Below are 14,397 nucleotides of genomic sequence, written 5' to 3' on the forward strand. Positions count from 1 at the left end.
CTTGTTTTCTTTGTATCTCCATAACAATCGAGATGCAAGCCAAGCACCATATAATTAACAAAAAAAACGGCGCAACTTTCATTACGCCGTTCATTTTTATTATTAGCAATCAATTATGGTTTTTATATTGCTCTACTAATTTTTTTCCTTACTGAACGCTGCAACCAGCTGTTTTTGTAAATCCAAAGGCACGGCTTCGTAATGGCTCAATTCCATGGAATATTCACCTTCACCACCACTGAATGACTTCAGCCGTGAGCTATAACCCCGCAAGCTAGCTAAAGGTGCCTTGGCATGAATTTCTAGTTTGCCGCTAGCGCGGGTTTCTGTGCCGGTAACCATGCCTCGGTTGCCTGCTAAGTCGCCGGTTACATCGCCGGTGGCTGAGGCTGGCACGACAATTTCAAGGTTGACGTAGGGCTCCAAAATCACAGGAGATGCATTTTCAACCGCTTCGATAAAGGCTTTTTTACCGGCAGATACAAAGGCGATTTCTTTGGAGTCAACACTATGGTGCTTGCCATCAAACAAGGTCACTCGAACATCTTGCAATGGGAAACCGGCCACTGCGCCATGCGCTAAAACTTCACGCACGCCTTTTTCTACCGCAGGAATAAATGAGCCCGGAATAACACCGCCAACAATGGCATTAATAAATTCAAAGCCACCGCCTGTTTCCAAAGGTTCAATTCTGAGAGAGACTTCGCCAAATTGACCGGCACCACCGGTTTGTTTTTTATGGCGATAAGTCGCTTGTGCTTTTCCGGAGATGGTTTCTTTATAAGGAATGGTCGGCTCGCTTCGAGAAACTTCCATTTTATAGGTTTGCGCCATTTTGTCGCACACCGCATTTAAATGAATATCACCCAAACCAAGAATAACCGTTTCGTTTTGCTGCTCGCGGAATTCTATTTTTAAACTCGGATCTTCTGCTGCCATTTTATGCAAAACATCCGACATTTTTTGCTCATCGCCTTGGCGAGTGGGGGCAATGGCTTCGCTGACCATGGGCGTTGGAAATTCCAACGGCAGTAAATGGAAATGATCTTCTTCATGGGAGTCGTGCAATACCGCATCAAAGAAAACACTGTCGGCCTTGGCTATGGCACAGATGTCACCGGGGTGGGCTTCTTCTATTGAAATATGCTCGCTACCTTGCAGCTTAACCATATGAGAAATTCGCAGGGGTTTACGGCCATCACCTACAAATAATTGGCTACCATTACGAACAATTCCTTGGTGGACTCTAAACACACCCAATTTACCCATAAATGGATCCATGGTGAGCTTGAATACATGGGCAATCACATGGTGATTATCGGTGTCGGTATTTTCATGGGTTAAAGTAAACGGTGCTGCGTCTTCACCTTCACCTAACAAGAACTCGGGAGGATTTCCTTCCAGCGGCGTGGGCATTAATTCACTGATTACCCGCAATAATGAATCAATACCTGCTCCAGTAATCGCTGATGTAAAGCAAACCGGTATTAAATGACGCTGACGCAGTGCACTTTCAAATGGATCATGTAACTGTTCTGGCTTGAGGTTTTGCCCCTGCTCCAGATAAACCTCCATTAACTGCTCATCCATTTCGACTACTTGGTCGACTAAATCAGAATGTGCTTGTTCAACGGAAGAAAATAATGTCGCTTTATCTTCAGGCTCAAAATAACAATCAACTACCGTGCGGTCGGGGCAAGGTAAATTAATCGGCAAACAGTCTTCGCCCAATTGCTGGCGAATCTCTTCAATTACTGCGGGTAAATCAGCTTCTGGGTCATCAATTTGATTAACAATAATCAAACCGCATTTATTGCATTCTTTTAGTAGTTTCCAGGCTTTTTTACTGACCGCTTCAACACCATTTCTGGCATTAATCACAATCGCCACGGTTTCTACTGCGGGCAATACCGACATTGCACGGCCAAATAGGTCTTTATAGCCGGGAGTGTCGAGCAGATTAATTAAGCTGGGCGCTGCAGGTTTTGAAGATTTTTTAGGCTGATAAATCAAGTGAAGTAAAGAAGTTTCTAGCGAATGGCCTGCTTGTTTTTCCAGATCGGAATAATCTGAAATGGTATTCTTTCCTAGAACACTGCCCATAGATTCTTTTCCTTGAACCCGGGCTAGTAAAGCTTCGGCTAGAGATGTTTTGCCACTGCCGGCATGGCCAAGCAGCGCAATATTCCGAATGTGATCACTGTGAAAACCGGCCATCGCAACCCTCCTTAAGGGCAAGCAAAGGAGCAACCGGATTTATCTGGCGACCATGCTCTATTCGTCATCAACTCATGACTCACAGCGCAATAGCGACCAACAACCTCTAATCCAGCGATCTCTTTACTAATCAAGTAAGTGAAATGAATTAAACGGTCAAAAAACTGTGCCAATCGAACTATTTGTCTTTGAGTATACGCTTGCCCAACCCTTGAAATATGACATAAGTCAACTAACAGCTCTAACTAGATAGGTTGTCGCTTTTCAATGATTTCAAATTTTATCTTATAAGTTGGTCACAATTATTATTAAAAAACTCACCCAAGCACCCGTAAAAAATATCAATTCGCCACAGCCATTAATCACAAAACATAACCTTTCGACTGAAATTAATAGAAAGCCAACACTCCATTAAGTAAATGTTAAAAAAATATACACAAGAGCACTTACTGCAACCCTTAATTTTAATGTTATTTATCATCTTTGGATGATTTTAAACTTTTTAGTGAGGTTTTATGGCATTACCACCACCATTACCACCCAGACAAAGACCAAGAAGCAGGGTGCCTTACCCGCCGCTAGTACCCCCTATATCAAGTGCTCCTGGCGGCCTACCACTGCTTATTCCACGAAGAATTAAGCCAACGCCTTCTAGCAAAAAAAATACCAACGCAATTAGTCATCCACATCTAATTGACTGTCACGTTAATCCTAGTCAACAATCAGAAAAATTAGCGAACCTTGCATTAAGATGTGGCGGCGCTCAAGTAAAAAAATTCAGCCAAGGGTCATATGACACTCGGTATGGCTTAGGGTATTGGTTTCGCGACCCTTCGTTCACTCCAAACGGACAAAGTTGGGGCGGACTATGTAAGGGGATGGCCGTATATTGGATATATTGCCACGCTAAAGAGCGTGACTTCTGGTCATGGTTAATTGGTCCAAATGATGAGGTAATATTATCGTCAGCAATCTATTTAACCAACTTACAGGCTAGCTATATAGGCGTATGCAACGCAGACTTCTTATCCTCCTACGAGCTCGGTATTGATGGCGATCAATGGGTGGATACTATCTTTGAAGTGTTTGGAATGAAACCCTCTACTGGCATCACACCAGGAAGCAATAGCAGCACCACACCTCTTAGCTATTCTGTTGCTACTAATGCTCGTGAAATGGCAATGCGATTGGTTGAAAATTCGGGCCATTACAAACAATTCAGTTTTCGAAGTCCCAATCAAGGGCATGCAGTTGCATTGTGGGTTGACGATGATGTAACTTTTTTTGATCCAAACTTCGGTGAATTTTGGTTCCCAAAAAAACAGTCATTCGCCTTATGGTTTGAGTTATTTTGGCGCGAGACATACGGAGCTATGTTCACTTCAAATTTTTATATCTCGACTTGGTCTGCTTAAAAAAGCTATTTTTTTTGACATGGACGTCAACCATCACAAGCTAACTTCGATAATTGAAAGCCAATCATTAAAAAATAATTCTCGCACTTTTTCTAAAAAATTCACAGCCAACTAGAAAACAAACAGCTCTCGGCTAGCGCCACTGTAGAAATAGCTATAACTGATTGAAAATTTTCCATATAACAATTAAAGCTTACAAAACAAGCATGCCTCACTTATTTTGTCCTACCTACTTTTTACATTTCTAAATGGGTTCGTTTATCGAGATAGCAAGCTTCTGACAACATTAACATCCGTGCTATACATCATTGCTTATCATATTGATGCTGATAGCATCTGCACTCTTTTGCCCCGCCACATCGTTCACTATGCAACTTGACTTATACATCAACACCCTTGGTAAACATCTGAAAAGCTGTTTCGACTTTCCGGTGCAGAAAATTGGCATCGATGCTGGTTTTACCTGCCCTAATCGCGATGGCACGCTAGGCCGAGGCGGCTGCACCTTTTGCAATAACGCTTCTTTCCATGACCAGTCATTGCGCAAAGCCGGGATTGATAGCCAGCTAAATGCCGGGCGTGAAAAATTACGCGCCAATAATTACATGGCTTATTTTCAGGCCTATACCAACACCTATGCTGAATCAGAAGTGCTTCGCCAGCTTTATCAGGAAGCGCTACAAGACCCAGATATGGTTGGGCTTTGTGTTGGCACTCGCCCCGATTGTTTGCCCGATGCAACACTTGAGCTATTAGCAGAATTCAAAGCGATGGGTTATGAGGTATGGCTGGAGCTTGGTTTGCAAACATCCCATAACCACACATTGGATCTGATTAATCGCGGCCATCATTTTGATGCCTATGTTGATGCAGTGAAACGCGCCAAAGCTTTAGGATTACAAGTATGTGCGCATTTAATTCTCGGTTTGCCCGGCGAAACCGCAGCTGACTGCCACACTACGCTAGACCGAATTGTTGAAGTCGGCGTTGACGGCATTAAATTACACCCTTTAATGGTGGTGCGTGGCAGTTTAATGGCCAAGCAATATGCGGCGGGTGAATTAACCGTGATGGATGAAGATGATTATATTGCACTGGCGGCAGAAATGATTCAGCGGACACCGATCAACGTGGTGTATCACCGCATTGCCGCCCAAGCACGCCGACCGACTTTGATTGCACCAGAATGGTGTAGCTCAGGCCGTGGTACTAGTAGTAAAATTGCCAAGGTATTGGCAGTGAGTGGTGTGCAGGGAAGTAAATTAGGTGGTTTTACTAAAATTTAAATCGTTTTTTCTTTTGGAAAATTTTATTTGAAGAGACAAAAGGATTTGTTTCTGCTTCACATAAGATTGAGATATATCAAGGATTATCAATACAGGAAGCCTCATATTTATGGTGATCTTAAACTGCAAACAAGCTATCTAAAAAGCTATACGCTACACAACTGGTTTCGATATAAGCACTGGGTTGTTAGAATAAATTGGAGTTGAATGAAAAATATCTTGACCACGACCTCCTTGATATTTTTCTTTATACAATTTCATAAATTCAAATAGCAAATCATTTAAAAGTGGAATTTTATAATATTCACCAGAATTTATATCAACTCTTATGCTTGCATTTTCAAATGCTAAATATCCTACATTAGGATCAAATACAGCAACACCATTAATTGCCCAAATAGCAATAAATGCATGCGAAAAATTTTCACCTTGCAGCACTACATGAAAGCAACAACCACCATTCTCTTTGCACTCGAACTCTTGGTCTTCACATATGATTCTATCAGCTAATGAAATTGATTTTGTATCTCTAACGCTAAAATCTTTATTGAGCAGTTTGGATAAGCATCTAGATGAATTAATCCAATTCAAAAAATTCACATCATTTATTTTAGAAGTTTGTGCAAAAAATAAAGCCATATAACCTTTTTGTATTTGTTGAACATGGATAAACCCCCGCGGCGTTGCAATCGCTTTTACGAATTCTTCAAAATTTCCACCAAACATTACCATCATAATACCTAAACCCATACAAAATCCTCCCATATCAGGGCACGGTATTCTAACAGACTGACGCTCACCGCTCGCAATAACAGGTTCATAAACTTGCTTAATTGCAAAATTAGCTAATTGATTAAACCTAATGAAAATTTCGGGGTTAAATTTTGCATTCAATCTCATATAAGTTTCTTGGTGAAATTGCTGCCGAGCCTCAACAAACTCACTTGTGAAACTTGAACCTGAACAGTCCATTGCTCTTCCTTATGATTGTCACATAACAAGGTTATACCCGGACTGTAGTTATTCAAGGAATAATATGAGTTTTAACACTATCACTGGCAACTTCAATGTAAACGCCTCATAAACCACAGGCCGACAAAATGTTTTGCGATTACTTATTTCGAAGAGAAGCTAGAACGACATCCCAAAATGACCGGCCATCGAAGGGTTGTCTTTCTATCATTTTTTCAAAGCGATAGACGATAAAGTCTGGCTGAAACTAGGCTTGCAAACATCCCATAACCATACGTTGGATCTGATTAATCGCAGCCACCATTTTGATGCCTATATCGATGCGGTAAAACGAGCCAAAGCTTTAGGATTTCAGGTATGTGCCCATTTAATTCTCGGCTTGCCCGGTGAAACTGCAGCTGACTGCCACACTACGCTAGACCGAATTATTGAAGTCGGCGTTGACGGCATTAAATTGCACCCATTAATGGTGGTGCGTGGCAGTTTAATGGCCAAGCAATATGCGGCGGGTGAATTAGAAGTGATGGAAGAAGATGATTACATTGCACTAGCGGCAGAAATGATTCAGCGGACACCGACCCATGTGGTGTATCACCGCATTGCCGCCCAGGCACGCCGACCGACTTTGATTGCACCAGAATGGTGTACCACCGCACGCGGCGTTAGCAGTAAAATTGCTAAGGTTTTGGCGGTGGAAGGGGTACAGGGAAGTAAATTGAAAATCTTATCTACTAACTAGAAGTAGGTTACTTTTTCATTTGGCAAGACTTCATTCAGAGAAACAGAAGGAATTGTTTCTGCACCACATGGTATATAAACATACTGAACATCATCAGCATCAACACCTATATACCTCTTTAAGAAAACATTTCCTTGACTAAATTGCCGCCCGGAAATTGCAGGCCCCTGAGTAATCAATTGCATCCTTACCCCAGACATAGCAACATGTGAAAAACCATATTTTTCATAAAATTCAAATGGTGCATAATCAAAAAAAATATTGAATGCAAGTTATTGTTTTTTGCCAAGTCAATAACTGTCGCCATCAAAAATCGAGCACACCCTTTTTTAAGTTGCTTTTGATGTACTTGTATTTGCTCTATTTTTACTTGATTAGTTTGGGGTGCAATTTGAGAAAGGCAATAGAGCATATAGTGTTTTTCTTTGCCAACTCTTCTAACATCAATGTAAATGATGCATCTGGAGCACTAAGATAATCCAGACTATATAATCTCATCATAGGGTTTTCAAAAAAAATACTCTTTTTTCTATAATGACAAATTTTATTGACAAGCTCATCCAAAAAAAGGTAACAAACAAGCCTCACCCCCATAGAGCGAGCTTTATCCTATAACCTCTTATTTATTTTTAGTGCAAACATGACCATTACCTTTCAAGAGTACACTTAGAATTTCAGTACTATTTATCGACAACCTGAGATAATTCACTTCACCTTAACCGACTTACAATCGCCAAGTAAACTACATTAGTGATTAATAACAACAGTGATTTCAACCTCACTCGTCCATAAATAACATAACTCACCCAGTATTGACCGCACTCATCTTTTGAAAAAAAATCCCTGCATCAATATTTACCATCCGCACATTATCATCATTCCCTGTTAATTTTTTTAAAAGAAACAAGTTTGGATAATAACAAAATACACCTGGGTTGGCAGGGCCCTGCTGTAGGAAAAAAGGAACTTCCATATCGTTATCATCTGATACGTATTTGAAACCAAAATATTCATACATACCATCATTATGGGAGACATCGTACAGGACGACTTTTTCTATATGATTAATGATAGAGACACTAAAAATAGCAGCCATTAACAAACTACCATAGCCCTTCCCTCTGTATGCCAGAGCAACATCAAACTCGTCGACTGCTAACTCTTCGGAACTCAAGCATACAAACTCAATTTTGGCAGCAAATTTTTCTTCTTTATGAAATAAAGCAATTTGAAACCTCATATCACTAGTTTCAGATTGCTTCGATTCTTTTATTTTAGACTTCCTTCTTTCAAAGCTAACATTATAAAATGGATCCATATGGTAATAAAAAGGACTCCCTGCAGGAGTCATAACTAACTTCACACTCTTGGCAGCAGCGTGCAAAACCAACTGTTCATGTATTAGTGATAAAATAATACGCTCCCACTTTTTTTATAAACAGCACCTTGCTTCGTTACTAAAGTGCATCCAAACCCAAAGAATAACTTAGCACAAGGAGCTAAATTTGAGCTATGTAACCCCCAAATTTTCGTCCCAACACCTGCAAAGAAAACGATTACTATGCCTTAACTTGTGTCTTCGGACACAAAAATCATATACACGTTTTTCTTGCCACTACAGTGACAAAATTACCTGGGGCGTGCCATTCTTTAGATTAAATACCCGAACAGCCCCTCAGCAGAACCACCTCCACAGCACGCCCATTTTTATTAAAACAAAGCATCAAAAATACCTTACATTTATTTTGCGCACAAAAAAGCCGCACCTGAAAATTCAGATGCGGCTTTTGGAACGATCAATGAAGCTATCTAGCCACCAACAATTGCCAGCAATACACCCGCTGCAACTGCCGAGCCGATAACACCGGCTACGTTTGGCCCCATCGCATGCATTAACAAGAAGTTCTGAGAGTTTGCTTCAAGCCCTAGTTTATTAACCACTCGCGCCGCCATAGGCACAGCCGAAACACCTGCCGCACCTACTAACGGGTTGATAGGCTCTTTACTGAACTTGCCCATCAGCTTAGCCATCATCAAGCCTGCCGCAGTACCAACACTAAATGCCGCAGCACCTAATGCCAAAATACCGAGCGTTTCCAGTGATAAGAATTTATCGGCTGATAATTTCGAACCAACTGACAAGCCTAGGAAAATGGTCACAATGTTGATCAGTTCGTTTTGCGCAGTTTTGCTTAAACGATCTACCACACCGGATTCACGCATCAAGTTACCGAGACAGAAGCAACCAATTAATGGTGCCGCATCTGGCAAGAAGAAAGCACAGAGTAATAACACTGCGATCGGGAATAAAATCTTCTCACGATGCGAGACAACCCGTAGCTGGCTCATTACGATGCCACGTTCTTCTTTGGTAGTTAGCAGTCGCATAATAGGTGGCTGAATAATCGGCACCAATGCCATATACGAATAAGCTGCTACCGCAATTGCACCTAAAAGATCTGGTGCCAATCGCGATGCAAGGAAAATTGCCGTGGGGCCGTCGGCACCACCAATAATCGCAATTGCCGAAGCATCTGACAGTGTAAAGCCAAAGCCAGGAATCGAATTAAGCGCTAAAGCACCGAGCAAGGTGGTGAAAATACCAAACTGGGCTGCCGCACCTAAAAACATCATCTTCGGATTGGCTAACAACGGACCAAAGTCAGTCATCGCTCCCACGCCGATAAAAATCAGCAAGGGTGCCACACCACTACCTATCGCAACTAAGTAGAATTTATGGATAAAGCCATGGTCATAGCCAATTGCCATCGCAGCTTCTTGCGCTAAATGCTGCAACTCATAGCTGGCTTCTTTGTAGCTAACACCATCCAGCACCAGACGTATCGATTCTATTGCTTCGTTTGTTCCGTACTTTAAGACATATTCCGCAGCATCCAGCGATAAGCCAGCACCGGGAATATTACTCAATAGGGCACCAAAACCGATTGGCAGCAACAGCAAGGGCTCAAAGCCCTTGCGAATTGCCAAAAACATCAAACCCAGCGCAATTAGCATCATTACTAGTTGGCCGATTTCAATATTTGCAAAACCGGTTGAGTACCAGAGCTTTAATAAACTCTCTTGCATACTCCAGTCCTTATCCCAGCTTGATCAAAGGATCGCCAACGGCAACCGCATCGCCATCTTTGACACAAATTTCACTCACAGTACCGGCTTTAGATGCCCGTACTTCGGTTTCCATTTTCATCGCTTCCATCAGCAAAATCACATCGCCTTCGCCAACCATCTGGCCTGCAGATACTTGAACCTTGACGATATTACCGGCTAAAGGTGCCGGTACCGGCTCACCACCACCCATAACAGGTGCCGCAGGAGCCATTGCTGGCGTTGATGCTGGTGTAGCCATTACCTGGCCAATATCACCCCCTTCGCTAACTTCCACTACATAAGCCTGACCAGAAACCTTAACTGTGTAAGTTTCAGGGCCAATTGCCGCCGCAGAAGCAGTTGGTGCCGCAACTGGAACAACTGGCGCGGGTTCTTTACCTGGAGCCGGTTCAAATGCATCGGCGTTGCCACGGTTTTTCAGGAACTTCAGGCCAACTTGCGGAAACAAGGCATAAATCAAAGCATCATCTTCAGCGGAATCAGCCAGTTTGAAGCCTTCTTTCTCCGCCAGATCTTTAGTTTCTGCCAGCAGCTTATCCCACTCAGGTTCAATTAAATCAGCTGGACGGCACGCAATCGGCTGGCCGCCATCAAGAACCCGTGCTTGTAACGCCGCATCAACCGGTGCTGCAGTCGCGCCATATTCGCCTTTCAGAACACCGGCCGCTTCTTTGGTAATCACCTTGTAACGCTCGCCGCTCATCACGTTAAGTACTGACTGAGAGCCGACAATTTGTGAAGTTGGTGTCACCAGAGGGATGTAACCGAGATCTTTACGAACCTTAGGAATTTCCAGCAATACTTCGTCCAGACGATCCGCTGCGCCTTGCTCTTTGAGCTGGCTTTCCATATTGGTCAACATGCCACCTGGCACTTGCGCCAACAGAATTCGGCCATCAATACCGCGCAACGAGCCTTCGCGACTGGCGTATTTCTTACGCACATCGCGGAAGTAGGTGGCGATTTCTTCAAGCAACACCAAATCCAGACCGGTATTACGCTCGGTATCTTCAAAAATCGATACCACAGATTCGGTTGGCGAATGGCCGTAGGTCATGCTCATGGAAGAAATTGAGGTGTCGACCATATCAATGCCAGATTCAACAGCCTTGACGATGGTTGCGGTACTCAAGCCAGTGGTTGCATGGCAGTGCAAACCAACTGGAATGTCGCAGGTCGCTTTCAAGCGAGTTACCAGTTCTTCAGCCACATAAGGCTTTAACAAACCGGCCATATCTTTAATTGCGATTGAATGAGCACCCATGTCTTCCAGACGCTTACCCATATCAACCCACATGTCGATGTTATGCACTGGGCTAACCGTGTAAGAAATGGTGCCCTGGGCGTGTCGCCCTTGCTTGATCACCGATTTAACTGCGGTTTCCAGGTTGCGCATGTCATTCATCGCATCAAAAATACGGAACACGTCCATACCATTGGCAACGCAACGCTCAACAAACTTTTCTACTACGTCATCAGCATAATGCCGATAACCTAGAATATTCTGTGCACGAAACAGCATCTGCTGTTTGGTATTTGGCATTGCTTTTTTCAATTGACGCAAACGTTCCCATGGATCTTCGCCCAGATAACGAATGCATGAATCAAATGTAGCGCCACCCCATGTCTCTAAAGACCAGTAACCGACCTTGTCCAATTTCTCGGCGATCGGCAACATATCTTCGATTCGCATACGCGTCGCCAGTAGGGACTGATGCGCATCACGCAACACTACTTCTGTGATACCCAGCGGCTTTTTGGCCATGACAAATACACCTCCATCAGAACTGACTCAGTCTGAAGACCGATTAAAATTATTTGTTGTGTTTTCTTCGAAACTGGTGAACTGCAGCGGATATCACTGCTAATAATGCAGGATCAGTTACCTGGCCGTTTTTCGGCTTAGATTGCTGTGCCGTAGTGGCTGCAATCGTCTCAGGCTCGCCCTGCATTCGGGTGATCAGTCGGGACATGGTACTGGTAGCAACTACCAATAAGCCCAAAAATACAAAGACCGTCCCCATGCCTATCAGCATGATTTCGACCCCTTCAAGCAAAATTTCTGACATTGCCTGTAACCCCTTTTTAGATGACCTTCATAGCCTGCGCTCGCTTTCGCAGATAGAATGGCCGCCCTGAAACAATACTATTCTTTGTTTGCTGCTTCCGGGCAAAAAAACGCAGTCAATTTACCTTATAGCTATGACGCAAATCAAACCTATACCCAGAAACACAAAGACTTCTGATGCAAATCTGATTGGAAGCAGACCACAAGGTCGCTTTATGAGTCCACCCCTGATCCAGCTGGCACCGATGGAAGGTCTATTGGATCCGGCAATACGTGATTTGCTGGGACGACTGGGTGGATTTCAGTTAGCCACAACTGAATTCCTTAGAGTGACTAACCAACTTTATCCTCAAAAAGTGTTCACTCGAATCATGCCGGAACTGGCTAATAATTGTCAGACCAAAAGCGGTATTCCGGTTCATTTACAATTATTAGGCAGCGATCCAATTGCCATGGCAGATAATGCGGCAAAAGCCGCAGAGCTTGGCGCAATTGGTATTGATTTAAATTTTGGTTGCCCGGCTAAAACCGTTAATAAACATGGCGGTGGCGCTCTATTATTAAAAGAGCCAACAAAGGTTTATCAGATAATTAATCAGGTTCGACAAGCTGTACCAAAAGAAATTCCAGTCACCGCAAAATTACGCCTAGGCTGGGATGACCCAGAGTTAATCTACGAAACAGCCCCGGCAGCCGAATCAGCCGGTGCCAATTGGCTCACTATTCATGCGCGCACCCGGGTTGATGGTTATAAACATCCTGCTCGATGGGAATGGTTAGCAAAAGCAAAACAACAACTTAATATCGACATAGTCGCTAATGGCGACATAAAAACAGCTGATGATTATTTTCGTTGCTTGGAAATATCTGAGTGCCACTCAGTAATGATTGGTCGCGGTATTGTTTATAACCCAGGGTTAGCGCTAGAAATTGAGCAGGCGCTACAAGGAAAAGTGTCTACTGGCAGACTGGTTGATTGGCCAAGAATTTTGCAAATGATCGATGAATATCATCAATTTCTGATAGAAAAAGGCTTGGGGAAACATGCAGTTTCCAGAACTAAACAATGGATCAGGGAATTAGCTAAACACTATATCGAGGCCGATGTTTTATTCGAGCAGATAAAAAAAGAGAAATGCTCAGTGACTGCTGGAAAATTTATTCAAAACGCCATTTAATCAACTGTCGCGCTTGGGGCTTTTGTCTGATTGATACAGCCCCTTAGCGTTTAAAAGAACCTTTTTCTGCTTTAGGGCCGCAGAAATTTTAAATTACCCTAAACAGTTTCAGTTTTTGAAATGATTTTCTGGAGCGGAGCTACCATCCCTGGCACATAGATTCCGGCTTCCCTGTCCGGAATGACAGCTCGGAGTATGCTGTAAACTACAGCGCTTCATTAGTCACTCCGTCATGCTCGCCATGGAAGGCGGGTATCCATAAGCAGGGAGAGCAAAACTATAGAATTCCCTCATATGTTCACAGGTAAAGCTGAATAATTAGCAACCGGTGTATTATTTAATTCCAAGACCCTTATCAATGGGATTTACGCCGCCAAAACCACCCATCTATTGTTCATCGAACACTTCAAGATAAAAAGAAATAATCTTATTCTTTTCTATTTAATGATCACATTAAAAAACTCGCATTAAATAATAAAATATCACCTACTGATTTCAATATCCTCCAACTGGCGATACTTCAGACCACTGCCGAGCAAGCATATCTAACACTGGCTGATAACCATACTGAGCTTTCCAGTCGAGTTTTTTCTCCGCTTTGGTTGCTCACTACAGTGCATCGTTCCTCGACCGATATGGGCACGGGCAATACTAAAAAATGCTGGGGACACTTACGATTTCATCAAACCATTACGACTGCTGACGGCCGCCCGGTTTCTTTTCAGTATTTAGCAGACAGGGTGATGGGAAGACAGACATAGAACAGTTAGCAAAGGCGATTGTCATGCCGCACCGATCGATGAAAAAGAGAATGCAACTTACCACTGTGCTGAGATAAGCACTCATTTAGGACCAGCCAGACATCATTTATAATTTTAAAGACTTTACGGTGAACTGGGCGGATATCGACCGAGTCGATTAGCCATTTTAGCGCTTGGGCTTGTTGCGGGTAAAAATGCTTAATAGTTTTTTCTTTGGTGCGTCTTTATCAACTGCTCGGGCAGCTTTAAAGCGATCTTTCATTTGATCTAATTTTTCTGCTTTACGCTTAAGATCAGCTTCATTTCGTTTGCTGCTGATATCAACAATCTTGCCCTTCATAATCGGCCTCCATATCTGCTTTCTGATATTTTAGAACGATTCAGAACAAAAAAGTTTTCTGATTTCAAAATTTTCTAATTTTCCTATCAGACAAACACAAAAAAAGGAGATCATTTCTGATCTCCTTTCTAAGATGGTACACCCGGTACGATTCGAACGTACGACCGCCTGGTTCGTAGCCAAGTACTCTATCCAGCTGAGCTACGGGTGCATAAAACTTATTGTATTATGTGTATTTCAACACATGCTTAAATTACTTAAATAATTCAAGATAAAAGAGGCTTTTAAATCT

The 14,397-nt window shown here is 42.8% G+C and carries 12 protein-coding genes and 1 tRNA gene; 4 read left to right on the forward strand and 9 right to left on the reverse strand.

Features of this window, described 5'->3' with window-relative positions; translation table 11 throughout:
- Positions 1-135: 135 nt before the first annotated feature.
- The gene (gene fusA, locus DC094_RS10730; protein WP_116687100.1) at positions 136-2,217 is read right to left on the reverse strand and encodes an elongation factor G; all 2,082 of its coding nucleotides are present in this window, start codon (positions 2,215-2,217) and stop codon (positions 136-138) included.
- 515 nt (positions 2,218-2,732) lie between these two features.
- On the opposite strand from fusA, the gene DC094_RS10735 reads away from it, so the two are divergent.
- Together DC094_RS10735 and mnmL (DC094_RS10740) are read left to right on the forward strand one after the other, a co-directional pair.
- Positions 2,733-3,632 (forward strand): YopT-type cysteine protease domain-containing protein, encoded by a 900-nt coding sequence (locus tag DC094_RS10735; RefSeq protein ID WP_116687101.1) that lies wholly within the window; start codon positions 2,733-2,735, stop codon positions 3,630-3,632.
- A 368-nt stretch (positions 3,633-4,000) separates the two neighbouring features.
- Positions 4,001-4,918: a tRNA modification radical SAM protein MnmL/YtqA gene (gene mnmL, locus DC094_RS10740; RefSeq protein ID WP_116687102.1), complete on the forward strand. Its 918-nt coding sequence runs from the start codon at positions 4,001-4,003 to the stop codon at positions 4,916-4,918.
- A 153-nt stretch (positions 4,919-5,071) separates the two neighbouring features.
- Here mnmL (DC094_RS10740) and DC094_RS10745 read toward each other — a convergent pair whose 3' ends face one another.
- Positions 5,072-5,890 carry a hypothetical protein gene (locus tag DC094_RS10745; protein ID WP_116687103.1) on the reverse strand — a complete coding sequence of 273 codons (819 nt, stop codon included), beginning with the start codon at positions 5,888-5,890 and terminating at the stop codon, positions 5,072-5,074.
- Positions 5,891-6,086: 196 nt separating this feature from the next.
- Between DC094_RS10745 and mnmL (DC094_RS10750) the strand changes: the two genes are divergently transcribed.
- Positions 6,087-6,629 (forward strand): tRNA modification radical SAM protein MnmL/YtqA, encoded by a 543-nt coding sequence (gene mnmL, locus DC094_RS10750; protein WP_255420889.1) that lies wholly within the window; start codon positions 6,087-6,089, stop codon positions 6,627-6,629.
- On the opposite strand, the gene DC094_RS10755 is transcribed toward mnmL (DC094_RS10750), so the two are convergent.
- The 5 genes from DC094_RS10755 to DC094_RS10780 form a co-directional block, all read right to left on the reverse strand.
- The gene (locus DC094_RS10755) at positions 6,626-6,814 is read right to left on the reverse strand and encodes a hypothetical protein (protein ID WP_116687105.1); all 189 of its coding nucleotides are present in this window, start codon (positions 6,812-6,814) and stop codon (positions 6,626-6,628) included. The two genes, mnmL (DC094_RS10750) and DC094_RS10755, sit on opposite strands and share 4 nt — an antisense overlap.
- A 617-nt stretch (positions 6,815-7,431) precedes the next feature.
- The gene (locus DC094_RS10765) at positions 7,432-7,980 is read right to left on the reverse strand and encodes a GNAT family N-acetyltransferase (RefSeq protein WP_133245521.1); all 549 of its coding nucleotides are present in this window, start codon (positions 7,978-7,980) and stop codon (positions 7,432-7,434) included.
- Between the two features lie 458 nt (positions 7,981-8,438).
- Positions 8,439-9,716 carry a sodium ion-translocating decarboxylase subunit beta gene (locus DC094_RS10770; protein ID WP_116687108.1) on the reverse strand — a complete coding sequence of 426 codons (1,278 nt, stop codon included), beginning with the start codon at positions 9,714-9,716 and terminating at the stop codon, positions 8,439-8,441.
- 10 nt (positions 9,717-9,726) lie between these two features.
- On the reverse strand, positions 9,727-11,523 hold the full coding sequence (oadA, locus tag DC094_RS10775; protein WP_116687109.1) for a sodium-extruding oxaloacetate decarboxylase subunit alpha: 1,797 nt from the start codon (positions 11,521-11,523) through the stop codon (positions 9,727-9,729).
- A 49-nt stretch (positions 11,524-11,572) separates the two neighbouring features.
- On the reverse strand, positions 11,573-11,827 hold the full coding sequence (locus DC094_RS10780) for an OadG family protein (protein ID WP_116687110.1): 255 nt from the start codon (positions 11,825-11,827) through the stop codon (positions 11,573-11,575).
- A gap of 214 nt (positions 11,828-12,041) precedes the next feature.
- Here DC094_RS10780 and DC094_RS10785 point away from each other — a divergent pair, with 214 nt between their 5' ends.
- Positions 12,042-13,004 (forward strand): tRNA dihydrouridine synthase, encoded by a 963-nt coding sequence (locus DC094_RS10785; RefSeq protein ID WP_241504024.1) that lies wholly within the window; start codon positions 12,042-12,044, stop codon positions 13,002-13,004.
- 927 nt (positions 13,005-13,931) lie between these two features.
- Here DC094_RS10785 and DC094_RS22115 read toward each other — a convergent pair.
- Together DC094_RS22115 and DC094_RS10790 are read right to left on the reverse strand one after the other, a co-directional pair.
- Positions 13,932-14,105, reverse strand: a complete 174-nt coding sequence (locus tag DC094_RS22115; RefSeq protein WP_158527290.1) for a hypothetical protein — start codon at positions 14,103-14,105, stop codon at positions 13,932-13,934.
- Positions 14,106-14,239: 134 nt separating this feature from the next.
- Positions 14,240-14,316, reverse strand: a tRNA-Arg gene (locus DC094_RS10790).
- Positions 14,317-14,397 lie beyond the last annotated feature (81 nt).

The sequence above is a fragment of the Pelagibaculum spongiae genome, from assembly GCF_003097315.1.
Taxonomy (GTDB): domain Bacteria; phylum Pseudomonadota; class Gammaproteobacteria; order Enterobacterales; family Pelagibaculaceae; genus Pelagibaculum; species Pelagibaculum spongiae.

Coding starts and splice junctions, on each gene's coding strand:
- fusA (WP_116687100.1), bottom strand. CDS start 2,217: ATGGCCGGTTTTCACAGTGATCACATTCGGAATATTGCGCTGCTTGGC.
- oadA (WP_116687109.1), bottom strand. CDS start 11,523: ATGGCCAAAAAGCCGCTGGGTATCACAGAAGTAGTGTTGCGTGATGCG.
- DC094_RS10745 (WP_116687103.1), bottom strand. CDS start 5,890: ATGGACTGTTCAGGTTCAAGTTTCACAAGTGAGTTTGTTGAGGCTCGG.
- DC094_RS10780 (WP_116687110.1), bottom strand. CDS start 11,827: ATGTCAGAAATTTTGCTTGAAGGGGTCGAAATCATGCTGATAGGCATG.
- DC094_RS10735 (WP_116687101.1), top strand. CDS start 2,733: ATGGCATTACCACCACCATTACCACCCAGACAAAGACCAAGAAGCAGG.
- DC094_RS22115 (WP_158527290.1), bottom strand. CDS start 14,105: ATGAAGGGCAAGATTGTTGATATCAGCAGCAAACGAAATGAAGCTGAT.
- mnmL (WP_116687102.1), top strand. CDS start 4,001: ATGCAACTTGACTTATACATCAACACCCTTGGTAAACATCTGAAAAGC.
- DC094_RS10765 (WP_133245521.1), bottom strand. CDS start 7,980: ATGACTCCTGCAGGGAGTCCTTTTTATTACCATATGGATCCATTTTAT.
- DC094_RS10770 (WP_116687108.1), bottom strand. CDS start 9,716: ATGCAAGAGAGTTTATTAAAGCTCTGGTACTCAACCGGTTTTGCAAAT.
- DC094_RS10755 (WP_116687105.1), bottom strand. CDS start 6,814: ATGCAATTGATTACTCAGGGGCCTGCAATTTCCGGGCGGCAATTTAGT.
- DC094_RS10785 (WP_241504024.1), top strand. CDS start 12,042: ATGAGTCCACCCCTGATCCAGCTGGCACCGATGGAAGGTCTATTGGAT.